We start from the raw sequence: 22399 nt of genomic DNA, 5'->3' as shown, positions 1-22399 counted from the left end.
TCGTCGGTGCGGCGCGCGGCCTCCGCTGCGGGCCTCGCCGCGCTCGCCGGCGCGTGGCTCGGCGCCGTCGTCGGGCATGGTTTGACCGTGCACATGCTTGCGCACATGACGGCGGTCGCCGTGGCCGCTCCGTTGCTCGCGGTCGGCTTCGCCGGCACGGCTGCGGACCCGGCCGCGCGCTGGCCGCGGGTCGTCACGCCGCTTCCGATGTCGATCGCCGAGCTCGTCGTCGTATGGGGTTGGCACGTGCCGGCGGCCCGCGCGCTCGCGAGCGGCAGCCTCACCGGTCTCGCGCTCGAGCAGGCGGCGTTCGCCGCGGCCGGGCTCTTGCTCTGGAGCGCGTGCCTCGGGACGGGTGCGGGCGCCGCGAGCGGACGGCGCGCGGCGGGCGTCGCCGCGCTGCTGCTGACGACGATGCACATGACGCTGCTCGGCGTGCTGATCGCGCTCGCGCCGCGGCCGCTGTTCGGCGCGCATCCCGTTACGAGCCTCGGATTGACGGCGCTCGAGGACCAGCAGCTCGCCGGCGTTGTGATGCTGCTCGTCGGCGGAGGCGGATATCTCGTCGGTGCGCTCGTCCTGCTCGCCGGGCTGCTCGCGGATCGCGGCGCGGAGGTCGGCCGATGCTCGTGACGATCACGTGGCGGCGCGTGCTCCTCGTCGCGGTCCTCGTCTTCGTCGCCGGCATGGCGATCGCATGGTCCGGCGTGATCCACGTCGGGGCATCGACCGGGCACTGGGCCGTCACCGACTGGTTTCTGCACTGGTCGATGCGCAATACCGTGCGCACGTACGCGGCGTTGACCGTCGAGGAGCCTGCCGCGGACGCGGGCGGGCTCGTCTCGGCTGCGGGTCATTACGCCGGCAGCTGCGCGGTATGCCACGGAGCGCCCGGCGAGCGGCCCTCGCCGGTGATGCAGGCGGCCGCGCCGCCGGCGCCCGACCTCGCCGTAACCGCGGCCACGTACACGGACGCCGAGCTCTTCTGGATCATCAAGCACGGCGTGAAATTCACCGGCATGCCGGCGTGGCCCGCGCGCGAGCGCGACGACGAGATCCGCCGCATGGCGGCATTCGTCCGCCGATTGCCGGAGATGTCCGCGGCCGAGTACCGCGAGCTCGCGTACGGCCCGAAGGGCCGCCTCGCCGGCGGGCGGCCTCGGAGCTTCGAGGAGGCGCTGGACGACTGCGAGCGCTGCCACGCGAATCACGGGCGAGGCCAGCCTGAGATTCCGATCCTCGCGGGCCAAAAGCCGCTCTATCTGCTTGAGTCGTTGAACGACTTCGCGTCCGGGCGGCGTGACGGCGCCGTGATGACGGCCGCGGCCGCGCGCGTCAGCGCCGCGATGCGTGCCGCGCTGGTCGAGCACTATGCGGCCCGCCCGGGGCTCGACGAGGTGCCCGTCGTCGCTCCGCAAGCGCAGGATGCCGAGCCCCCGACCGCGGCGGCCACCGCGGCCGCAGTCGTCGCGCACGGCATCCCGGAGCTCGATTTGCCGGCCTGCGTGCGCTGCCACTCGCCGGGCAAGCGCCCCCGCTACCCGATTCTCGCCGGCCAGAAGGCGGAGTATCTCGCGCTGCGGCTGCGCGCGTGGCGCAGCGGCGAGGCGGTCGAAGCGAGTCAGCCGGACGAGCCGATGCCGATGATCGCGCGGCGCATTCCCGAGCACCTGATCGAGCCGCTCGCCCGATACTTCGCCGCGCGCCGCTAAAAAAAGGTGTCAGACACGATTTCCGGAAAAATGGTGTCCGACACCTTTTTCGGGGAGTGGCACGAAGCTTGCTCGAACGGCTGCGCGATGGTTGCGCGAACTTCGTATTGCCGTTCCGCTGAGCACCGCGGCCGAATCGCTTCGCGCGTGTCATGAGCGGCGCCGGGCCCTGCGTCACGCTCGCGCCTCGCGACTACGACGCGGCGCTCTTCGATCTCGACGGCGTGCTGACCCGCACCGCGACCGTCCACGCCGCCGCGTGGAAGCGGCTCTTTGACGAGTTCCTTCGCGAGCGCGCCGAACGCACCGGCGAGCGGTTCGTGCCGTTCGACATCGACGCGGACTACCGCCGGTACGTCGACGGCAAGCCGCGCGACGACGGCGTCGCTTCGTTTCTCGAGTCACGCGGCATCGATTTGCCCGCAGGCTCGCCCGATGACGACGCCGACGCGCTCACGGTCCACGGGCTCGGGCGGCGCAAGGACGGCTATTTTCTCGAGACGCTCACGCGCGAAGGCGTCGAGGTATTCGACGCGAGTGTCGCGCTCGTGCGCGCACTTCGCGCGCAGGAGGTGAAGACCGCGGTCGTCTCGTCGAGCAAGAACTGCAAGGCCGTGCTCGAGACGGCCGGCATCGACGCGCTCTTCGATGCGCGCGTCGACGGCGTCGATCTCGAGCGCCTCGGCCTCGCCGGCAAACCCGCGCCGGATACGTTCCTCGAGGCGGCACGGCGTCTGCGCTCGGAGCCGTCGCGCTGCATCGTCGTCGAGGACGCGACGGCCGGCGTCGAGGCGGGACGGGCCGGCGGTTTCGGGCTCGTGATCGGCGTCGACCGCGCGGGGCGTTCGCGCGAGCTGAGGCACGCCGGCGCCGACGTCGTCGTCGGCGATCTCGGCGAGATCCGGATCGCCGCGGAAGAACCCTCGGCCTGGGCCCTCGTGTACGAGGCCTTCGATCCGCGGACCGAGGGCATCCGGGAATCGCTGTGCGCGCTCGGCAACGGGTACTTCGAGACCCGCGGCGCGCTGCCGTGGGCGCGGGCCGACGGCGTGCACTATCCGGGGACTTACGTCGCCGGCGGGTACAACCGGTTGCGCACGGACATCGCCGGGCGCGTCGTCGAGAACGAGGATCTCGTGAACTTCCCGAACTGGCTCACCGTGTCGTTCGCGGCGGAAGACGGTGAGCGGCTCGATCTCCGAGAGGTCGCGATTCTCGACTACAGACAGGAGCTCGACTTGCGCCAGGGCACGTTGCGCCGCCGCATCCGTTTCGAGGACGGGCGCGGGCGCCGCAGCGCGCTCGAGGAGCGGCGCATCGTCTCGATGTCGGACATGCATCTCGCGGGCCTCGAGCTCACGCTGACGCCGGAGAACTGGTCCGGCCGCGTGACGATCCGGTCGGCGATCGACGGCCGCATCGTCAACGCGGGCGCGAAGCTTTACGAGAAGTTCAACAACCGCCACCTCGAGCCGCTCGCTGCGGGCCTGGCCGGCGACGACGGCGTTTACCTGCTCGTCCACACGACCCAATCGGATCTGCACGTCGCCATCGCGGCGACAACGCGCGCGTTTCGGGACGGCGCGCCTTTCGAAGCCCGGCGCCGGCGCTTCGAGGAGCCGGGCAGGGTAGGCGAGGAGCTTACCGCGGACCTTCGCCGGGGCGAGATGCTTGCGATCGAGAAGATCGCCGCGCTCTTCACGTCGCGCGACGCGGCCATCTCCGAGTGCAGCCTGGCGGCGTGCAAGGCGATCGGCCGCGCGGGCCGCTTCGAGGTTCTCGCCGCGGATCACGCCCTCGCGTGGAAGGAGCTCTGGCGCCGCTTCGACGTGAACCTGAAGCCCGCCGGCGAACGCTTTCCGCTCAACGTTCCGATGCTCCTCAGGCTCAACATGTTCCATCTTCTCCAGGCCGCATCGTTGAACTCGATCGGCCTCGACATCGGCGTGCCGGCCCGAGGCTGGACCGGCGAGCACTATCAGGGGCACGTGTTCTGGGACGAGCTGTTCATCTTTCCGACATTGAACATCCGCACGCCCGAGATCACCCGGTCGCTGCTGATGTATCGCTACCGGCGCCTGGACGAAGCGCGAGCCGCAGCCCGGGCCGCCGGATACCGCGGCGCGATGTTTCCGTGGCAAAGCGGCAGCGACGGCCAGGAGGAGACGCAGGAGCTGAATCTCAATCCGCGCTCCAACCGCTGGGTGCCGGACAACACCTACTTGCAGCGTCACGTCGGCAGCGCCATCGCGTACAACGTCTGGCAGTACTTTCAAGTCACGCGCGACATCGAGTTCCTCCAGTTCTACGGCGCGGAGCTGATCCTGGAGATCGCCCGGTTCTGGTCGAGCATCGCGGTATTCGACGAGGAGCGCGGACGCTACGAGATTCGGGGCGTCATGGGGCCCGACGAGTTCCACGACGGGTATCCCGACACGGCAGAGCCCGGGCTCGACAACAACGCCTACACGAACGTCATGGCCGTGTGGGTGCTGCGGCGCGCGCTCGACGTGCTCGAACTGCTTCCCGACATCCGCCGCGCCGATCTCACGGCTCGACTCAAGCTCGCGAAAGACGAGATCGAGCGCTGGCGCGATGTCGCCCGCCGGATGTTCGTGCCGTTTCACGGCGACGGCATCATCAGTCAGTTCGAAGGCTACGAGCGGCTCGAGGAGCTCGACTGGGACGACTACCGCAAGCGCTACGGCAACATCCAGCGTCTCGAGCTGATCCTCGAAGCGGAGAACGACAGCGCGAACCGCTACAAGGCCTCGAAGCAGGCGGACGTCCTGATGCTCTTCTACCTCTTCTCGTCCGAGGAGCTCGGCGAGCTGCTGCGCAGCCTCGGCTACGCGTTCGACTCCGAGACGATCCCGCGCAACGTCGACTACTACGACCGGCGCTCGACGCACGGCTCGACGCTCTCGCGCGTCGTGCATGCGTGGGTGCTCGCCCGCTCGGACCGCCCGCGCGCGATGAGGTACTTCGCCGAGGCGCTGCAGAGCGACGTCAGCGACATCCAGCAGGGCACGACGTCGGAGGGCGTGCACCTCGGGGCCATGGCGGGCACCGTGGACCTGGTGCAGCGGGTCTCCACCGGCATCGAGGTCACCGGTGACGTGCTCCGCTTCAATCCGCAGCTGCCCGAGGAGCTCGAGCGGCTCGACATGCGTGTCCGGTACCGCGGGCACTCGCTCGACCTGAAGCTCACGCGGGACACGCTGAGCGTCCGCGGCCGCGAGCCCGGCGTGGCGCCGATCCGGCTCGGCTTCAGGGACGAGGTCCACGAGCTCACGGCCGGCACCACGCGCACCTTCGATTTGCGCCGCGGCCGCAAGCCGTGAGCCTTCTCAGAAATTGCGGCTGACGATGAACCCGGCCCACCGTATGTCGCGGCTGCCGGGCCCGCGCTCGAGCTCTGCGGTCTGATACCGCGCGGCATAGCTCAAGCGCAGCACGGGCGCCGGCTGCCACGTCACGCCGATCCATGCCTCGGCCGTGATGCGCTCGATCGCGTCGCCGTCGATCTCGACGTCGCTGTCGCGGAACTGCCCTTGGAGGAACGCGTTGTAGGCGCGGGCGCGGATCTTCACACCGCCCCACAGATAAAGCTCGCGGACGTCGTCGCGCACGGCCGTGCCGATCACGGGCGAAGGCTGGAGAACGTAATCGCCGTGCTCCGGCGCGAAGCTCCACCACGGCGTGTTGATGCGGCCCCATCGGCCGGATACCGAGATCGCTGCCTCCGTGACATAGCCGACGCTCGCCTCGGTGCGCCACTTGATCTCGTGCTCCCTCCGATCGGACTGAAAGTCCGAAGCGAGCAGCGCCTGGCGCGCCCACATGAAGCGCAGCGTCGGCTCGCCCCCGTCCGAGATCTGGTGGTCCCACCCCGCCGGCACCTCGTCGAGCTGCAACGCTTCGTGCAGTCCCTTCTGCAGCAGCTTCGCGACGTCGAGGCCGAGAAGCCCGACGGTGAACGACGTGTCGTAGACCGGCTCCATCGGGTCGGAGACGAACGTTCGCCCGTTCGAGACGAACAGCAGGCTCGCGTAGGGACGGTCGTCGAAGATCGGCGCCGCCGTGTTCAGGTTATCCGGAGTGAATGCCATCAGTCCCACTTGGAGCGAATGCAGCCGGTACGGCGGATGGGACCTCCGCGTGGCCGGGACGAGCGGATCGAGCCACCCGACGGCCGTGTCCAACGAAAAAGGCGACGAGGCGGCCCGGCGACCCGCGAGCGTCACGGCGAAGCCCGCCGTGTAGTCGGCATCGCTTTGGCCGTACGACAGAAGATCGTTGTCGATGGACACACGGAAGCCGGCGTTTCGCTTTTCTCGGCCGTCGCCGTTCAGCGGCAGCCCGCGCGGCCGTCCGTTCTCGAGCACGGGCCCAGGAGCGACCGGCTCGCGCGCGAGCCCGGGCTGCGCCGCACCCGAGACTTCCGCGAGACCGACGATTGCGGCCGCGACGGCCGCGGCAAAGTGCCGATGCCCCACGCCCGAGTTTCCGTGATTGCTCGTCGACGGCCGTCCTCGCACGAACGGCGCGCCGGACAGTTCCTTCCGGCAGCTTCAAAAAGCATGCCATTCGCGCGGTGCCGGACGATCACGATCCGAGCCGCTCGAGCGCCCTCTCGGTGCGCTCGTAGCCGAAGTCGATCAGCTCTTTCGCCCGATAGAAGTCGAAGAAGCCGCAGAGATTCCCGGGAATGCGAATCACCAGCGACGGAGCGTAGCTTGCGAGCTTGAGCTGCGTGATCGTGCGCTGCATCGCATCCATCGAGCGCGCGGCGAGATCGTAGAATCCCATGCGGGTGGCGGGCGCCTGGTCGCTCGGCGGGAGGATCGCATCGAGGAAGCGCAGGATGCTCTGGCGCGTCCCGTCGCCGACGCGCGGCTCCGAGGAGGAGCCGAGGCGCACCGGCACGACGGTTTCGTCGGGCGCGTTCAGATCCACCGCGACGGTCACGTCGGTATGCGCGTTCAGGGTCGGGGCGACCGGCACCGGGTTGACGATGCCGCCGTCCACGAGCACGAGGCCGTCGCGGGGAACGGGTGCGAAGATCGTCGGCACCGCGATCGACGCGTGGATCGCGTCGAACAGGGAGCCACGGTTGAGCCACATCTCGCGGCCCGTGGAAAGCTCCGTGGCGACGGCGGTGAAGCCGATCGGCAGCTCCTCGATCACGCGGTCGCCGACCAGCGCCTCCAGCACGCGAATGATCCTTTCGCCCTTGAAAAGCGCTCCGCCGCTCAGCGACCAGTCGAGCAGGCGGAGCACGTCGAGGCGTTGGAGCGCGACCACCCAGTCGGCGAACGCATCGAGCTTGCCGGCGGCAAAGATGCCGCCGACCAGCGCGCCCATCGACGAGCCGGAGATGTAGCGGATCTCGTAGCCGTTGTCTTCGAGGCAGCGGATGACGCCGACATGCGCGAGGCCGCGCGCGCCGCCGGCGCCGAGGACGAGCGATGCGGAGACATTGCCCATGGCCGGTCCCGTTCGGGCTTCATCCCGGTTCGGCGCCCGCGAATAGCGCGAGCGTCCCGTCAAGGATCAGATATAGAGGCTTGCGGGACGCAATACCAGCGCATTCGCGCCGGACCTTCGGGACGCCGGCGGTGAATGCAGCAGCTCGACCGGCGGCACGCCGGCGGTCAGTGTATCAGCTGGACGTGCGGCGGGTGCTCTTCCCCTTCGGCGGCGACCCAAAGGTGCCCCATCATGCCCGAGTCCGCATGGTCGAGAATGTGGCAGTGGTACATCCACATGCCGGGACGCTCGTCGAAGCGGACGGCGAGCCTCAGGCTCGAGTTCGCCGGCACGTCGACCGTGTCCTTCCATTCGGGAATGCGCGTGTCGTCGAGCACCTGGAAGAAGTAGCCGTGCAGATGGAACGGATGGGCGAACGCCGTGCCGTTGACGACGTTCCAGATCTGCGTCTCGCCGATATGCGCCTCGAGCGGCTCGCTGTCCCAGTACGGCACGCCGTTGATGCCCATGACGACTTCCTTCGCGTGCGCCGTGCTGACGGTGTCGATCGTGAGCTCGATCGTGAGCTCCTTCGCGTTCGTCACATCGATCGGCTCGATCTCGCGCAGAAACGACGGAATGGGCTCGGGTTTGACGGGCGGCAGATCCACCGTCTCGATCTCGAGCATTTTCTCGCGGGGCCGGTTGAACGTGCTGCCGAAGCCGCGCTCGGTGGGAATCCATTGCAGGATGCTGACGGTGCCGGGCGGATCGGACGGTGTGAACACCATGTCGGTGCGCTCGCCCGGGACGAGCACGACCCGGTTGACCTCGGCCGATCGCTCGGCGAGACCGCTGTCGCCCCCGAGCTTGACGAACGTGTGGTTCGGGAGGCGGAGCGTGTAGTAGCGGGCCCGTGCGGCGTTGATCACGCGCCAGCGCTGCTGCTTTCCGGCGCGCACCTTGAGGCGCGGAAGCACCTTGCCGTTCACGAGCAGGATGTTGCCCTCGCGCCCGAAAAGGTCGCCGAACTCGCCGCCCGTGTCCTCCGGCAAGAACTGCCCGTTCTCGTCGAGCGCCATGTCGGACAGCACGAGCACGAGCTCGTCGCCGAAGACTTCCGGATCGGACGGGTCCTCGACGACCAGCGAGCCGTAGAGCCCCCAGCCGACCTGCGGCGCGGAGTTGATGTGCGGGTGGTACCAGAACGTGCCCGCGTCGCGGGCGGTGAACTCGTAGCGGAACTCACCGCCCGGCTCGATCGGATCCTGAGTGAGGCCGGGGACGCCGTCCATGTTGTTCGGGAGCCGCATGCCGTGCCAGTGGATGCTCGTCGGCTCCGGCAGCGAGTTCTTGAAGTGGACGATGATCTTGTCGCCGACCTTCGCGCGGATAAGCGGCCCCGGCAAGCTGCCGTTGTAGGTCCAGACCGGCGTGCGCTTGCCCGGAAGGATCTCCAGCTCGGTGATCTTCGCCTCGAGCTCGATCTCGAGGACGTTGGGATCGGGGTTCAGATCCTCGGGTGTGCTCATCGCGAGCTCGTCGGCCCACCCCTCGGGTTGCTCGACCTCGAGCGCGCTCTGGGTCGGCGCCGGAGGGGGCGCGGGCTCCTCGGGCTCCGCGCCGCCGCAGCCGGCGACGAGCGCCGCGAGGGCGACCAGAGCGCCCGAGAGACCGTTGCGATACGCCGCTGCGCGGGCCGGGGCACGACTTCGCGGCGAACGGAAAGAACGGGACGAGCTGCGCATTGCGTCGATCGCCTTAAAGAAGTAGATTAGATGCATCTTATGCTACAAGACGCCCATGCAGCTGACAAGGTTCACCGATTACACATTGCGGGTGCTGATCTCCGTCGGCCTGAACGATAGGCGGGGCGGCGCAAAGGGCGTCACGATCGGCGAGATCTCGGCGCAGTACGGGATCTCGCGCAACCACCTGATGAAGGTCGTGCAGCACCTCGGGCGTGCCGGCTACCTCGAGACGTCGCGCGGCAAGGGCGGCGGGCTGCGGCTCGCGGTTCCGGCTGCGGAGATCGGCCTCGGCGACGTCGTGCGCGACGTCGAGGGCGGGTTCCACGTCGTGCCCTGCTTCGATCCGTCGCAGCCGGAAGCCTGCGTGATCGCGCCCGCTTGCATGCTGAGGAACGTCCTCGGCGGCGCGCTCGGGGCGTTTCTCGAGGTGCTCGACCGGTACACGCTCGAGGATTTGCTCCGGCCGGGCGAGCGGCTGCACGCGTTGCTCGGGGGGCAGCGTCCGAGCGGGGTGCGGAAGCGGCGCCCGCGGGCCACGCCGACCGCGGCCTGAGCCGCGGCCGGCGGCCGGCTCCGGGCCTCGAGGGTGCTGCGGACCCGTCGAGGAGAATCTCATGCACAGTGCGAAGCGGATTTCGATGATTGCGGAGACCGACGCCGCCGCGGCCGTCGCCCGGGCGGATCGCGACACGATCGATCGCGCGAGGGGCGACGCGGCCGTTCTCGTGCTGGCCGTCGTCGGGCTCGTGTGGCTCGGGGCCTTGCTCGGCGTATCGTTCCTTGCGACTCCGGTGAAGTTCCTCGCGCCGAGCCTGACGTTGCCGGTCGCGCTCGACGTCGGGCGCCAGACGTTCTCGTGGTTCGGGCGCATCGAGGTGGTCCTCGCGCTCGCCGGCTTCGCGAGCGCCGCCGCGTTCGGCCTGCCGGCCCTGCGCAGCGCCTTCGCCCGGCGCGGCACGCCGCACGCATCCGCGGGGCTCTTCACGCCCGGCGCGCTCGCGCTCGTCACGGCCGCCGCCCTGCTCGCGGCAGTCGCCGTTCAGAACCTCTGGCTGCTGCCCACGCTCGATGCGCGCGTCGAGGTCATTCTGCAAGGCGGCACGCCGCCGCCGTCGAGCTTGCACCGCATCTACATCGCGATGGATACGCTGAAGCTCGCGGGGCTCGCGGTCGTCTCGTGGATCGCGCTCGCGGCGCTCCGCCGGGGGCGCGCGAGCTGACGCGTGGGCCGATGAGCGAACCGCCTTCCGCACGCGGGATCGGCGTCGTTTTCTCGCGCGGGACCGGCGTCGCTTCCTCTCGCGGGATCGGCGTCGTCTTCTCGTACGGCTTCCGGCCGTTCTTCCTGCTCGCGGCCGCGTGGGCGCCGATCGCGCTCGTCGCGCTCTTCTTGGGGCTCCGGGGCGCGGCCTGGCCCGCCGACGCTTTGCCGCTCTTCCGCTGGCACGGCCACGAAATGCTCTTCGGGTTCGTCGCGGCGGCGATCGCGGGCTTCCTGCTGACCGCTGCGCCGACCTGGACCGGCACGCGCGCGATCTCCGGCGCGCCGCTCGCGGCGCTGGCCGCGCTCTGGATCGCCGGGCGGGTCGTGGCGAGCCCGCTGACCGGCCTGCACTCGACGCCCGCCGTGCTCGTCGATCTGCTGTTCTTCCCGAGCCTCGCGGCGGCGCTCGCTCCGCCTCTGATTCGAACGCGCAACGTGCGCAACTATCCCTTCCTCGTGATGCTCGGGCTGCTGTTCGTCGCGGACCTCCTGTTTCACGCCGTCGCGCTCGGATGGGTCGGCGCGCTGCCGTTCGATCCGCTGCGGTTCGCCGCGAACCTCGTGCTCGTGATGGTGGTCGTCGTCGGCGGCCGGATCGTGCCGGCGTTCACCCGCAATGCGCTCGTGCGCGCCGGCCGCGGCTCGTCGATTGCGCCCGCGCCGCTCCTCGAGCGCGCCTCGCTCGTCGCCGTCGCTGCCGTCGTCGTGGGGGATCTCGTCGTGCCGGGCACCTTCGCCGCGGGCCTCGTCGCCGCGATCGCCGCGGTGTTGCTCGGCGCGCGGCTCGCGCGTTGGGAAGGGCTGCGCGCCGTCCGCATGCCGATCGTCTTCGTGCTGCACGTCGGCTACGCATGGCTCGTCGTGGCGCTCGCGCTGAAGGCGGTATGGCTGACGTCGATGTCGCCGTGGGCCGCGAACTGGCTGCATGCGCAAACCGCGGGCGCGTTCGGCACGATGATCCTCGCGGTGACGACGCGAGTCGCGCTGGGGCACACGGGCCGTCCGCTCGTGGTCCATCCCGCGATCACTGCCGCCTACGGCCTCGTCGTGCTCGGCGCGTTGGTTCGTGTGCTCGGCCCGGCCGTGCTGCCGATCTCCACGCTGCACGCTCTCGGTTGCGCGATGCTGCTTTGGGCGGGCGCGTTCGTCGTCTTCCTCGGCGTCTACGTTCCGATTCTGCTGGGGCCGCGCGCCGACGGCGCTTGAGCTGCTCGCGACGCGCTCTCGCGCGGCGCGGCGGGTCAGAACCTGGAATCTTCCCACCAGTTTTTGCAACGGGGACGAGGCCTTCCAGCGCCCGCGCCCTGCGAGCCGACCGGCAGCACGCGCCGGCGACTTCCGCGCGCGAAAAGTTGTGTGTGCTAAAAGAAGGCGGCGGATCCCGCGCGCGAAGCGTCCCCAAACAGCGACGCTCGAATGCGCCCGAGAAACGCGTGGCATACCCTTTGCATCGACCGGAGGCAGACGCGCGGCACAAAAACAACGCCGATGCTGAGCGAAAAGTCGACTGCCGCGGGGGGCCTCGCATGAATTATCAGCGCATCGCGTGCTGGGGAGACAGCCAGACCTTCGGGGCCCGCACGTACGGCTGTTACCCGATGTATCTCGCGCAGATCCTCAATCGGCGCACGCGCTACCGCTGGCAAGTGCTGAATCTCGGCGAGAACGGCCTGACGGCGCGCGGGCTGTGGCTCCGACTGCCCGCGGATCTCGTCGTCGCCAGCGACGTGCATCACGCGTGCATTCTCATCGGCGCGAACGACGTCGGCGACGGCACACCGATCGATTTGTTCGCCGAGTACTACCGGCAAGTCCTCTCGGCATTGGAGCTGCACGGATTCCGAGCGCTTTACTGCGGCGAGATTCCGCCGCTGTGGCCCGACGGCCACGCGTTCTTTCCGGCCGCCGCCGAGGAGCGGCGCGACGCCTACAACCGCGCGGTGAGCGACGTCGCGGCCGAGTTCGATGTCGCCCGGATGGTCGAGTTTTCGAACTTGACGGCCGAGTGCTACACCGATCCGGTCCACTTCAACGAAAGCGGAAACCGCGCGGTCGCCGAGCGTTACGCGGAGGCGGTCATGAGCCGTTGAACGCCGCGACGCCGGCAGCGCGAGCGCCGGCGCCGGCCATGTTGGGGGGCGCGAGGAGGGAGCTGTTGAGAATTGCACTGGTGCAGGGCACGAGACCGGAGATCATCAAGAACTTTTCGATCGTCGCCGCGCTCGCGAGGGCGGGAGTGCGATTCGAGGTCCTGCACACGAACCAGCATCGACAGCGGAAGATGTGCGCGGACGTCTACCGTGCGATGGGCTACGAGTGGAGCCGCGCGCTGCCCGGACGATACTCGCTGGGCAACGCGATCGAATGGCTGCAGAGGACTTTCGTCAGGGACGGCATCACTCACGTCATCGTGAACGGCGATACGGCCGCGTCACTGGCCGGCGCGCTCGCTGCCCTCTATCTCGACCTCGGCGTCACGCACGTGGAAGCGGGCTTGCGCTCCGGCGACGTGCTGATGCGCGAGGAGCGCAACCGAATCATGGTCGACTCGATCGCCACCCTGCTGTTCGCGTATACGGCCTACGAGGAGCGCCTGCTGCGCGCCACTCCGGCCGTGCGGGGGCGTATCCACCTCGAAGGCAACACGACGGTCGACGTGCTGCACGACTTCGCGGACGCGATCTCGCGCCCCCCGCGATCCGATCGCTACGTCTTCGTCACGTTGCATCGCAAGGAGCTCACGGACTCGCGCGAGCGGATGACGGCGCTCCTTCACGCCCTGCGCAGAATCGCGGAGCGCCGCGCGGTCGTCTTTCCCGTTCACCCGCGGACCGCCGATGCGTTGCGGCGATACAAGCTCGATCGCGAGCTCGGCGCGATCGAGGCGGTCGATCCCGTCTCGCCGTTCGAGTCTCTCGCGCTTCAGAAGCATGCGCTCGCGATTCTGACCGACAGCGGCTGCATCCAGGAGGAAGCCTATCTGCTCGGCGTGCCCTGCGTGACGCTGCGGAACAACACGGAGCGGCACCTGACCGTTGCAAACGGCGCCAACGTCGTCGCCGGCTTCGCGATCGGTCCGATCCTCGCGAGCGTCGAGGAAGCGTGCGCGGCGCAGCGCCGGGGTTGGCCGGATATCTACGGGCCGCCGGGCGCCGGCGTCCGCATCGTCGACCGTGTGCTGAGCGAGGCGGCCGCCGCCGAGCGCCGCGATCCGCAACGTCCTCGTCCGGCTGCGCCCGCGGAAATCTGCGCCGAGACGCTGGTCGGCGGTGACGGGCTTTGAGACGCCGCCGCCTCGTCGCCTTCGGCTTTCGGGAACTCCGCGGCGTCGAGGGAGGCATCGAGACTCACGCGCGCGAGCTCTACTCGCGGCTCGCGCCGCTCGGATACGAGATCACCGTGCTCGTGCGGTGCGGCTACCGGCCGGCGTGCTCCGGCGACGACGTGCCGGGCCTCGAATCGAAGCGCGTCTGGGCGCCGCGGGGGAAAGGCGTCGAGTCGTTCGTTCACTCGTTCTTGTGCGCGGGCTACTGCATCGCCGCGCGACCGGAGCTCGTGCACGTTCACGGCATCGGCCCGGCCGTCTTCGCCCCGTTGCTGCGGCTTGCCGGTCTGCGCGTCGTCGTCACGCACCACGGCCGCGACTACGACGCCGCGAAATGGGGGCGTTTCGCGCGCGCGCTGCTCAGGATCGGCGAGCGCGCCGGCGTGCGCCACGCGGACGCCGTGATCTGCGTCTCCGATTCCATCCGGCGCGCGGTCGAGGCTTCCGCCGGCGTGCGGTGCCACGCGATCTACAACGGCGCGGCTTCGGGCTCGGGCCCGTACGTGCGTCCGACCGGCCGTCTCGGGCGGCTCGAGCCGGGGAGCTACGTGCTGATGGTCGGGCGCATCACCGAGCACAAGCGGATCCTCGACGTGGCCGCGGCGATGGAGGCCCCGGCGCTCGCGAGCCGGCGCCTCGTCGTGTGCGGTAACACGGAAACGGACGACCCTTATGCGAAGCGGGTCCGCGCCGCGGCCGCCCGCAACCGCCGAATCGTGCTCGCCGGGTACGTCGCGCCGCGCGAGCTGCCGTGGCTCTACCGGCATTCGGCGTGCACGGTCATGGCGTCGACTTACGAAGGTATGCCGCTCGCGGTGCTCGAAGCGCTCGCGTGCGGAGCGCGCGTGCTGCTCTCCGACATCGACGCGCACGAGGAGCTCGGGCTGCCGCGCGCGCACTACTTCGAGCGCGGCAACGTCGCCGACCTCGCATTGCGGCTCGAGCGGCTTCTCGCCGCGCCGCGCACGGATTCCGGCAAGCTCGACGAGCGGTTCGATTGGTCGAACATCGCGCTGCAGACGGCCGCCGTTCTCGACCGCGTCGTCCAGAGGCCCGAGCAGGCCGCCGAGCGATCCCGATGACGACGCTGCTGTCGATCAACAACTACTTCTACCGGCGCGACGGCTCGGAAGCCGTGTATCTCGGTCACAACCGCATGTTCGAGGGCGCCGGCTGGACCGTCGTCCCGTTCTCGATGCATCACGCCGAGAACGAGCCGTCGCCGTGGTCCGAGTTCTTCGTCGAGGAGCTCGAGCTCGGCGCGGCGTACACGACGGCGCAGAAGCTGCGGCGCGTGCCGAAGGTCGTGTACTCGCTCGAGGCGCGGCGGAAGCTCTCGGCGCTGCTCGACCGTGTTCGCCCCGACGTCGGCCACTGCCACAGCATCTACCACCACCTCTCTCCGTCGATACTCGGCGTGTTGAAGCGGCGCGGGGTTCCCGTCGTCATGACGCTGCACGACCTGAAGCTCGCGTGCCCCGCATACCACATGTTCAACGGCGCCGGAGCGTGCGAGGAGTGCAAGGGCGGCCGGCTCCACAGGGTGCTCGTGAACCGCTGCAGCAAAGGCTCCGTGACGCTGAGCGCGATCGTGATGGCCGAAGCGGTGCTGCATCGCCTGCTCGACTCGTACGGCAGGAACGTCGATTGCTTCGTCGTGCCGAGCGAGTTCTATGCGCGCAAGCTCGCGGAGTGGGGCTGGGACGCGAGCCGCTTCGTGCACGTACCGAACTTCGTCGACTGCTCGACCATTCGGCCGAGCCTCTCGCCCGGCCGCGGCTTCCTCTACCTCGGGAGGCTGTCCCCGGAGAAAGGGCTCACGACGCTGCTCCGTGCGGCGGCGGAGGCGGGCGCTGCCGTGCGGCTCGCGGGCGAAGGGCCGCAGCGCGCCGTGCTCGAGCGCGAGGCGGAAAGGACCGGGGCCGAGGTCGAATTTCTCGGGCGCCTCTCCGCCGAGCGCCTCTACGACGCGGTGCGCGCGTGCCGGGCCACGGTGCTGCCCGCGGAGTGGTACGAAAATGCGCCGATCAGCGTGCTCGAGTCCTTCGCGGCGGGAAAGCCCGTGATCGGCGCCGACATCGGCGGTATCCCGGAGATCGTCACGCCGGGCGAGAACGGCTGGCTGTTTCGCAGCGGCTCGGTGGAGTCGCTCGCCGCGGCGCTCCGCGAGGCCGCGGCGGCGCCCGACGCGAAGCTGATCCGAATGGGGCGGATTGCGCGAGCGACGGCCGAAGCCCGCTTCGACGCCGTCGTCTATCGCCGGCGGATGGTGTCGGTGTACGCCGCCCTCGGCGTGCGAGTGCATTGAGTTGGCTGCGGCGATCGCCTTATCCCAGCGCGGCGACGTGCGGCTCGGCTACCGTTGCAACGCCCGCTGCGGCTTCTGCTATTACCAGGACTCGCTCGACAATCCGATAGAGAAGGAGCCGACCACCGCGCAGCTGCGGAGGCGCATCGAGCTGCTGCGCGCGTCGGGCGCGACGGAGGTCGAGTTCACGGGCGGCGAGCCGACGATACGGCCGGATCTCGTCGAGCTGATCGCCCATGCGGCGGCGCTCGGCTTCGTGAACGTTTCCGTCATCACGAACGGCTTACGACTCGCGAAGCCCTCGTATGCGAAAGTGGTCGTCGGCGCGGGAGCGAACGATTTCCTTTTTTCGATTCACGGCCACACGCCCGAGCTTCACGACGCTCACACGGGCATTCGGGGCAGCTTCGATCGCATCATGGCGGCCGTCCGCAACGTGAAGGCGTGCGGCGCGCGGTGCCGCAGCAGCACGACCGTGACCGGGGCGAACTACGCTTACCTCGAAGACATCCTCGGCATGCTGGTCGCCCTCGAGATGGACTGTATCAATCTCGCGGTGTTCAGCCCGGTCAGCGAGGCCAAGGGGACGTCCGCAGGGATGCAAGTGAGGTACTCGGACGCGGGCGCCGCGATCAGACGCGCGATCGAGCGCCACGAGCCTCGGCTCCCGCCGCTCAGCGTGAAGTACATACCGTTCTGCTTCATGACGGGCTACGAGAAGTACGTCATGAACTTGTATCAGCAGAGCTTCGACCCGGACGACTGGAACTACTACTTGAGCAACAAGGTGCGCAGGGCCGACACGAAACCGAAAGCCCTCGCGTTCGATCTCGCCGCGCTCCTCGGCGGCTTGCTCGCGAAAGACTGGACGGCCGCGCGGCGTCTCGGCCTCGACGGCTTCAGGGTCATCGGCTTCACGCGAATCGTCGAGCTGCTGCGCAAGAAGCGGCTGCCGGCGTGCCGCCGATGCCGCTATGCGCTCGTCTGCGACGGCCCATGGCGCGACTACGTCGCGAGGTACGGGGAGTCCGAGTTCGAGCCGGTGACGGGCGCGAGGATCGCGGACCCCGCGTGGTGCTACGACGTCGCGCGGTACCGCCGGCCGGGCGACGCCGTCGCGCCCGGTCGACCCCCACGGCCCGTGCCCGCCGCAGGCTCGTTGCCGCTCCGATGAGCACGCTCGGCGTTCCGCGGGCGGAGAGAGTGGACGGTGCGGACGCCGTCCGGGCCGTCGTCGTGACCGGCGCGTCGAGCGGGATCGGCGAGGCCGCCGCGCTCGAGCTCGACCGATGCGGCTTCAAGGTCTTCGCGGGCGTGCGCGGGCCCGCGGCCGCCGAGCGGCTGGCCGCCGCGGCTTCGACGCGGCTCGCGCCGCTCGAGCTCGACGTGGCGCGCGAAGAGAGCGTCCGCGCGGCTGCCGACGCGGTGGCCGGCGAGCTCGGGGAGGAGGGCGTGCTCGCGGGCGTCGTGAACAGTGCCGGCATCGTCGTGTCCGGGCCGCTCGAGCATGTGTCGCTCGCCGACTTTCGCCGCCAGCTCGACGTCAATGTCGTCGGACCGCTCGCGGTGGTTCAGGCCTTTCTGCCGCTGCTCCGGCGCTCCGGAGGACGGATCGTCAACGTCGGCTCCACGAGCGGACGCATCGCCGGTCCGATGATCGGGCCGTACTGCGCGTCGAAATTCGCGCTCGAGGCATTGACGAAAGTGATGGCCGCGGAGCTGCATGCGCAGGGCATTCGGGTCAGCCTCATCGAGCCCGGCGTCGTCGCCACACCGCTCTGGAAGAAGGCTCGCGCGGCAGAGGAGGCGCTTGCTGCCCGGCTTCGCTGCGAGGATAGGGATCGCTACGCGGCTGCGCTCGGCGTCCGAAGGCGCCGGCTGCGCGAGCTCGAGGACGCGGGCGAGCCTCCCGGCCGGGTGGCCGCCGCTATCGTTGAGGCGCTGACGTCCCGGCGGCCCAAGCCGCGTTACGTCGTGGGCTTCCGTACGCGGCTCCGCGTCGCCGTGACGCTGTCGTTGCCGGACGCGTGGCTTCATCGGTTGAGGGCGCGCGGCAGCGGCTGACAAAGCGTTTTTTGCATTCCGCCGAGCGTGCGTACTCTTGCCTGGGCGCGATTCCCTATCCCCCGAACTTCCGCCTCCGGCCGTGGGACTTATGTAGGTCGCGTCGAGCGTGCGCGCGCGGATGGCGCAGCGCGGCGTCTCATTCCAATCCGGCAGGAGGTGCTCCGATGGAACGATGGCAGACCCACCGTGTGTTGCTGCTGCTCTTCTCCGGCTCTCTGGCTTTCGCGGCCTCGGCTCAGGACTACGACTACGGCGACGACATCTATGGTGACGATGTCGACGGCGGCATCGTGGGCGGCGACTCTCAGCAGGGCCTCATCGACGACGACGATGCGACCGCCACGTCTTTCGTCGCCCTGCTCAGAGGAATTCAGGAAGTGCCGTCGATCTCCTCGGCGGGGCAGGGCGAGTTCAGCGCCGAGCTCGACGAGGCGGCCAGCATGATCACGTACACGCTGACCTACGAAGGCCTGGAGAACGTCGAGCAGGCGCATATCCACGTCGGGCAAGTGCACACGAACGGCGGCATCAGCGTGTTCCTGTGCACGAACCTGGAGAACGGACCGCCGGACACGCAGACGTGTCCGGAAGGCACCGCCGAGATCACCGGCACGATCATGGCGGCCCAAGTCATCGGACCGGCGGACCAAGGGCTCGACGAGGGCGAGTTCGAGGAGCTCGTCGCGGCCATGCGCGCGGAAGCGGCGTACGCGAACGTGCATACCACGGGCTTCCCGGCCGGCGAGATTCGCGGGCAGATCGATCCGGAGGATGACGACGACCTGGACGATCCGGACGACGACCTGTAACGCGCTTTCTACGCGCCTCGCGTCTCGTCGGGGCGGTCGGCATCGATCGGCGACGCCGTCGTGCGCGGTTGCTCGTCGAAGCGCAGACCGCTGCGATAGATCCCTGCGCGCATCAGCAGCATCGCCGACGCCGGAGCACTCATTACGACGAGAATGGTGATCAAGAGCTCGCGCAGCATCGGCCGGCCGGCGAGCGCCGACGAGACCAGCATCGACGTGATGAGCACGCACCCGGCGCCGAGGGTCGTGCCCATCGTCGGCGGATGCATTCGTGCGTAGAAGGTGCGCAGACGGACCAGGCCGATCGCGCCGACGAGCACGAGCAGGCCGCCCGCGACGAGCAGCAGTGTGCCCGGCACCGTGACCCAGAGCGGAAGATCGCCATTCGTCACGGCTCGACGACCTCGCCGCGCAGCAGGAACTTCGCGAGCGCAATCGTGCTGACGAAGCCGAACAGCGCGATCAGCAGCGCGATGTCGAAGTAGACCGTCGACCGCGTGCGGATGCCGAGCATCAGCAAGGTCAACATCCCGTTGAGATAAAACGTATCCAGCGCAAGGATACGGTCCTGGGCCGCCGGCCCGAGGAAGAGCCGGACGAGCGCGAGCAGCATCGCGAGCGCGAAGCAGAGCGATGCCAGCCAAGCGGCGTAGTCGAAGACGGCGTTCATTCGAAGATCCTCGTCAGTCCGGAGATCGCCGCACGCGTCATGCGGCAGGCGTTTTCGGACGTCCAACTTCGGTCAGCGCGACGGACTCGGCTCCCGCCGGTGATCGGAGGCTCCGCGCGCTCGCCTTCGAGCAAGGCGCGGTAAGCGAACCCGGCGATCACGGCGCCGATGATCGGCATGATCCAGAACATCCAGAGTTGCTGCAACGCCCAATCGCCGACGAAGAGCGCGGGCCCCGTGCTGCGCGCGGGATTCACCGACGTATTCGTGACCGGAATGCTGATCAGATGGATCAGCGTGAGAGCAAGTCCGATCGCGATGCCGGCGAAGCCTACGGGAGCTCGCTTGTGCGTGGCGCCGAGGATCACGACCAGGAACATGAACGTCATGACAAGCTCGGACACGGCAGCGGCGACCATCGAATAGCCGCCCGGCGAGTGCTCTGCGTAGCCGTTGGCGGCGAATCCGTCGGCGACCGTGAAGCCGGCCGCCCCGCTCGCGATGATATAGAGCACCCCTGCACCCAAGATGCCGCCCGCGACCTGAGCCGCGACGTACGGCAGCACGTGCGCGCCCGGGAAGCGGCCGCCTGCCCAGAGGCCGACGGAGACCGCGGGGTTGAAATGCGCCCCGGACACCGGACCGAGCGCATAGGCGCCCGTGAGAACAGTGAGGCCGAAAGCGAGGGCAACTCCTGCAAAACCGATGCCGACTTCGGGAAACGTCGCCGCGAGCACGGCGCTGCCACATCCTCCGAGAACGAGCCAAAAAGTGCCGACGAGCTCCGCGGATAGCTTGGCGAACATTGGAGATCTCCTTGTTTTTGTTCTCCGCCCGGGCCTGGATCGTCCCGTGTACGATAATGTAGGCGTCCTGCCGACGCGCCGTCCAGGGATGAAGCTCTCTCGGTCGTCTCCGGTTAGGCTGAGCTGCGACTATCGGCAACGCCGTTTGCCGGCGGCCCGCACGACGGTCAGGCGGCCGGATTCACTCTGCCACCGCCCCGAACTCCGGCGGCGGCCGGCGATGGTGCGTCGCCGCCTCGTATGCCGCGCCCACGCGAAACAGCACTGCCTCGTCGAACGGGCGCGCGATGAAGTCGACGCCGACCGGGAGGCTTGCCGCAACCGGACCTACGAGCCGTGTACCGTCCGCTGTGCGCACGCGGTCCCACACCTCTGTCGTGAAGCCCGCGGGAACGGTCATTGCCGGAAATCCCTGCTGACCGATGAACGACCAGCCGACAGGCGAGCGGCCGTTCACCATCGGCTCGCGCGGGGCAGTGAGTTTGCGCGGAGGCACGCTCGCGGTCGGCGCGACGAGGACGTCGAGCCGCTGCTGCTGCATGCACTGGAGAATCATCGTACGGAACGCGAAGCGGTTTTGCAGCCGGAGGGAAGTGTCGATAGTCCGCGCGCGTTGGGCGTTCTCGCGTGCCCGCCGGCGATCCGGGAAATTCGGGTCGTCGTAGAACGTCGCCTTCGCGATCAGGTCGGCGTTGCTCTCGATGTTCGCGTCGCCGCGCTCGCGCAAGTATCGATCGATCATGTACCGGCCTTCTCCGGGGACGCCGAAGCCGGGCGCGAAGTCACCGAGGTCGCGGAGCGAGAGCGGCGGCACGCGTTGCGGATCGAAATGCATGTCGAGCAGCGCCGCGATGTGGTCCGTCGCCGGCTGCCCGTCGGCGTCGTACGGAAAGAGCTCCGGATAGCGGCGTATGAACGCGGACGTGAGCAGCTCCGGAACGTAGCGGTTTATGCAGTCCTGGAACAGCGCGCCGCGAGGACCGGGATCGACGATCGTCGCGCCAAGTCCGCGCAAGTCGTCGATGGCACGCTCGACGAGCTCGATGCTCTCTTCGTCGGCTTTCGAGAACAGCTCCGTCTGCATGTATTCTCGAACGACGCCGATGCGCAGTCCGTCGAGGCGTCCCGGCAACGCAAAGCTCGCGTATGGGTCGACCGGCTCGCGGCCGACGCTATGGACCGTCATCTCGTCCTTCGGGTCATAACCCGCGATGACGTCGAGCACGCGGGCCGCATCCTGCACCATCCGGCAGATCGGGCCCGTGCGCATGACGAGACCTGCTCCGATCATCCCGTCGCGGCTCACGAGCTCTTGCGTTGGCGCAAGCCCGACGAGACTGTTGACCGCCGCGGGCCACCGGATCGAGACGACCGTCTCCTCGCCGATCGCGCAGGTCACGAGATTGGCGGCCACGGCGGTCGCCGATCCCGCGCTCGACATGCCCGGCTCCCTTTCCGTGTCGTACGGGTTGCAGAACGTGCCGCCGAAGGAGCTGCGCGCGCCGTCCACGGCATATTCGGCCATGTTGGACTTCGCGAGGATGATGGCGCCGGCCGCGCGGAGGCGCGCGACGACGGTCGCGTCGTCGGGCGGGCGGTCGTCCGCATACTGCACGTCCGCGCCGGAAGTCGTGCGCAGATCGAACGTGTCGTACTGGTCCTTCACTGCCATGATCACGCCGTGCAGCGGACCTACGAGCTCGCCCGTTTCCGCGAGCCGGGCGTCCTGCTCGGCCGCAACCTCGAGCGCGTCCGGCATGCGCGGATCGTCGTCGGCCGGGTCGGTCAACGTACGCGCCTTGCGGGGGTCGAAGCCCCACTCCGCAAGTGCGGCGGGACGCAGGTTGAGCGTGGACAGCGCGTTGATCCGACCGGCGTGCGGTATCGTCGTGATCGGCCCGAGCCGCCCCTGCGGCTCGTTCACACACGTGCCGTTGTAGGCTTTGATGCGGCGCAGGTAGGCTTCGACGAGCCCGACGGTCGTGATGCGGCCGTCGAGCAGCGCGCTTTGGATATCCGCGATCGTGGCTTCCTCGACCTGGAACGCCTCGGACGTTTGGCCGGCGACTCGCGACGCGGCGGCGAGGAGCGAGAGGGCGGCGACGAGGAGGTGGGCGTTTGCGAGGGCGCGCCTTCGGGGCGTGGATACAGAGGCTCGGGCGGCCATTTGAAGTCTCCGTTCGTTTTCGGCCATTCTAGCTGGTGTTCTTTCAAG

The 22399-nt window shown here is 69.0% G+C and carries 19 protein-coding genes and 1 pseudogene; 13 read left to right on the top strand and 7 right to left on the bottom strand.

The genetic code is table 11. From position 1 onward, the window contains the following. Positions 1-6 precede the first annotated feature (6 nt). From VF329_01860 to VF329_01850, 3 genes are all read left to right on the top strand, one after another. Positions 7-633 (top strand): cytochrome c oxidase assembly protein, encoded by a 627-nt coding sequence (locus tag VF329_01860; GenBank protein ID HEX7079743.1) that lies wholly within the window; start codon positions 7-9, stop codon positions 631-633. Further along, positions 624-1712: a c-type cytochrome gene (locus tag VF329_01855; protein ID HEX7079742.1), complete on the top strand. Its 1089-nt coding sequence runs from the start codon at positions 624-626 to the stop codon at positions 1710-1712. Before VF329_01860 ends, VF329_01855 begins: the two co-directional genes overlap by 10 nt. Before the next feature lie 152 nt (positions 1713-1864). Next, positions 1865-5056: a beta-phosphoglucomutase family hydrolase gene (locus VF329_01850; protein ID HEX7079741.1), complete on the top strand. Its 3192-nt coding sequence runs from the start codon at positions 1865-1867 to the stop codon at positions 5054-5056. A gap of 6 nt (positions 5057-5062) precedes the next feature. Here the strand turns inward: VF329_01850 and VF329_01845 are convergent, their stop codons facing one another. The 3 genes from VF329_01845 to VF329_01835 all read right to left on the bottom strand — a co-directional run bounded on the left by VF329_01845 (position 5063) and on the right by VF329_01835 (position 8932). Further along, positions 5063-6211: a lipid A deacylase LpxR family protein gene (locus VF329_01845; GenBank protein HEX7079740.1), complete on the bottom strand. Its 1149-nt coding sequence runs from the start codon at positions 6209-6211 to the stop codon at positions 5063-5065. Positions 6212-6320: 109 nt separating this feature from the next. Beyond that, positions 6321-7202 (bottom strand): patatin-like phospholipase family protein, encoded by an 882-nt coding sequence (locus VF329_01840; GenBank protein ID HEX7079739.1) that lies wholly within the window; start codon positions 7200-7202, stop codon positions 6321-6323. 167 nt (positions 7203-7369) lie between these two features. Further along, positions 7370-8932, bottom strand: coding sequence for a multicopper oxidase family protein (locus VF329_01835; protein HEX7079738.1), 1563 nt, complete (start codon positions 8930-8932; stop codon positions 7370-7372). Positions 8933-8987: 55 nt separating this feature from the next. On the opposite strand from VF329_01835, the gene VF329_01830 reads away from it, so the two are divergent. The 10 genes from VF329_01830 (at position 8988) to VF329_01785 (ending at position 18708) form a co-directional block, all read left to right on the top strand. Then, complete coding sequence (locus VF329_01830) at positions 8988-9488, top strand: Rrf2 family transcriptional regulator (protein ID HEX7079737.1); 501 nt, start codon at positions 8988-8990, stop codon at positions 9486-9488. A 61-nt stretch (positions 9489-9549) separates the two neighbouring features. Further along, complete coding sequence (locus VF329_01825) at positions 9550-10155, top strand: hypothetical protein (GenBank protein HEX7079736.1); 606 nt, start codon at positions 9550-9552, stop codon at positions 10153-10155. Positions 10156-10166: 11 nt separating this feature from the next. Beyond that, positions 10167-11405: an NnrS family protein gene (locus VF329_01820; GenBank protein HEX7079735.1), complete on the top strand. Its 1239-nt coding sequence runs from the start codon at positions 10167-10169 to the stop codon at positions 11403-11405. A gap of 320 nt (positions 11406-11725) precedes the next feature. Next, complete coding sequence (locus tag VF329_01815) at positions 11726-12289, top strand: SGNH/GDSL hydrolase family protein (GenBank protein ID HEX7079734.1); 564 nt, start codon at positions 11726-11728, stop codon at positions 12287-12289. Positions 12290-12354: 65 nt separating this feature from the next. Then, a complete protein-coding gene (wecB, locus tag VF329_01810; GenBank protein ID HEX7079733.1) occupies positions 12355-13482 on the top strand; it encodes a UDP-N-acetylglucosamine 2-epimerase (non-hydrolyzing) in 1128 nt (375 codons plus the stop codon). Further along, positions 13479-14606, top strand: a complete 1128-nt coding sequence (locus VF329_01805; GenBank protein HEX7079732.1) for a glycosyltransferase — start codon at positions 13479-13481, stop codon at positions 14604-14606. Before wecB ends, VF329_01805 begins: the two co-directional genes overlap by 4 nt. Next, positions 14603-15832, top strand: coding sequence for a glycosyltransferase (locus VF329_01800; GenBank protein ID HEX7079731.1), 1230 nt, complete (start codon positions 14603-14605; stop codon positions 15830-15832). The genes VF329_01805 and VF329_01800 overlap by 4 nt, the downstream gene beginning before the upstream one ends. A gap of 1 nt (position 15833) precedes the next feature. Next, on the top strand, positions 15834-17006 hold the full coding sequence (locus VF329_01795; protein ID HEX7079730.1) for a radical SAM protein: 1173 nt from the start codon (positions 15834-15836) through the stop codon (positions 17004-17006). 29 nt (positions 17007-17035) lie between these two features. Further along, positions 17036-17896 (top strand): SDR family NAD(P)-dependent oxidoreductase, encoded by an 861-nt coding sequence (locus VF329_01790; GenBank protein HEX7079729.1) that lies wholly within the window; start codon positions 17036-17038, stop codon positions 17894-17896. 167 nt (positions 17897-18063) lie between these two features. Then, on the top strand, positions 18064-18708 hold the full coding sequence (locus VF329_01785) for a CHRD domain-containing protein (protein ID HEX7079728.1): 645 nt from the start codon (positions 18064-18066) through the stop codon (positions 18706-18708). Positions 18709-18716: 8 nt separating this feature from the next. Here VF329_01785 and mnhG read toward each other — a convergent pair whose 3' ends face one another. From mnhG to VF329_01765, 4 genes and pseudogenes are all read right to left on the bottom strand, one after another. Then, the gene (gene mnhG, locus VF329_01780) at positions 18717-19100 is read right to left on the bottom strand and encodes a monovalent cation/H(+) antiporter subunit G (protein ID HEX7079727.1); all 384 of its coding nucleotides are present in this window, start codon (positions 19098-19100) and stop codon (positions 18717-18719) included. Then, positions 19097-19378 (bottom strand): K+/H+ antiporter subunit F, encoded by a 282-nt coding sequence (locus VF329_01775; GenBank protein HEX7079726.1) that lies wholly within the window; start codon positions 19376-19378, stop codon positions 19097-19099. Before VF329_01775 ends, mnhG begins: the two co-directional genes overlap by 4 nt. A gap of 110 nt (positions 19379-19488) precedes the next feature. Beyond that, a pseudogene (gene aqpZ, locus VF329_01770) lies at positions 19489-20184 on the bottom strand (aquaporin Z). A 181-nt stretch (positions 20185-20365) separates the two neighbouring features. After that, complete coding sequence (locus VF329_01765) at positions 20366-22351, bottom strand: amidase (GenBank protein ID HEX7079725.1); 1986 nt, start codon at positions 22349-22351, stop codon at positions 20366-20368. Positions 22352-22399 lie beyond the last annotated feature (48 nt).

It is taken from the genome of Gammaproteobacteria bacterium (genome assembly GCA_036381015.1).
In the GTDB taxonomy this organism is placed as follows: Bacteria; Pseudomonadota; Gammaproteobacteria; order Steroidobacterales; family Rariloculaceae; genus ZC4RG20.
Note: the sequence above shows the minus strand (reverse complement) of the source record. Positions and strands in the feature narration are given on the sequence as shown.

Coding starts and splice junctions, on each gene's coding strand:
- VF329_01825 (HEX7079736.1), top strand. CDS start 9,550: ATGCACAGTGCGAAGCGGATTTCGATGATTGCGGAGACCGACGCCGCC.
- VF329_01855 (HEX7079742.1), top strand. CDS start 624: ATGCTCGTGACGATCACGTGGCGGCGCGTGCTCCTCGTCGCGGTCCTC.
- VF329_01775 (HEX7079726.1), bottom strand. CDS start 19,378: ATGAACGCCGTCTTCGACTACGCCGCTTGGCTGGCATCGCTCTGCTTC.
- VF329_01840 (HEX7079739.1), bottom strand. CDS start 7,202: ATGGGCAATGTCTCCGCATCGCTCGTCCTCGGCGCCGGCGGCGCGCGC.
- VF329_01820 (HEX7079735.1), top strand. CDS start 10,167: ATGAGCGAACCGCCTTCCGCACGCGGGATCGGCGTCGTTTTCTCGCGC.
- VF329_01830 (HEX7079737.1), top strand. CDS start 8,988: ATGCAGCTGACAAGGTTCACCGATTACACATTGCGGGTGCTGATCTCC.
- VF329_01835 (HEX7079738.1), bottom strand. CDS start 8,932: ATGCGCAGCTCGTCCCGTTCTTTCCGTTCGCCGCGAAGTCGTGCCCCG.
- VF329_01815 (HEX7079734.1), top strand. CDS start 11,726: ATGAATTATCAGCGCATCGCGTGCTGGGGAGACAGCCAGACCTTCGGG.
- VF329_01850 (HEX7079741.1), top strand. CDS start 1,865: ATGAGCGGCGCCGGGCCCTGCGTCACGCTCGCGCCTCGCGACTACGAC.
- VF329_01785 (HEX7079728.1), top strand. CDS start 18,064: ATGGAACGATGGCAGACCCACCGTGTGTTGCTGCTGCTCTTCTCCGGC.
- VF329_01765 (HEX7079725.1), bottom strand. CDS start 22,351: ATGGCCGCCCGAGCCTCTGTATCCACGCCCCGAAGGCGCGCCCTCGCA.
- VF329_01800 (HEX7079731.1), top strand. CDS start 14,603: ATGACGACGCTGCTGTCGATCAACAACTACTTCTACCGGCGCGACGGC.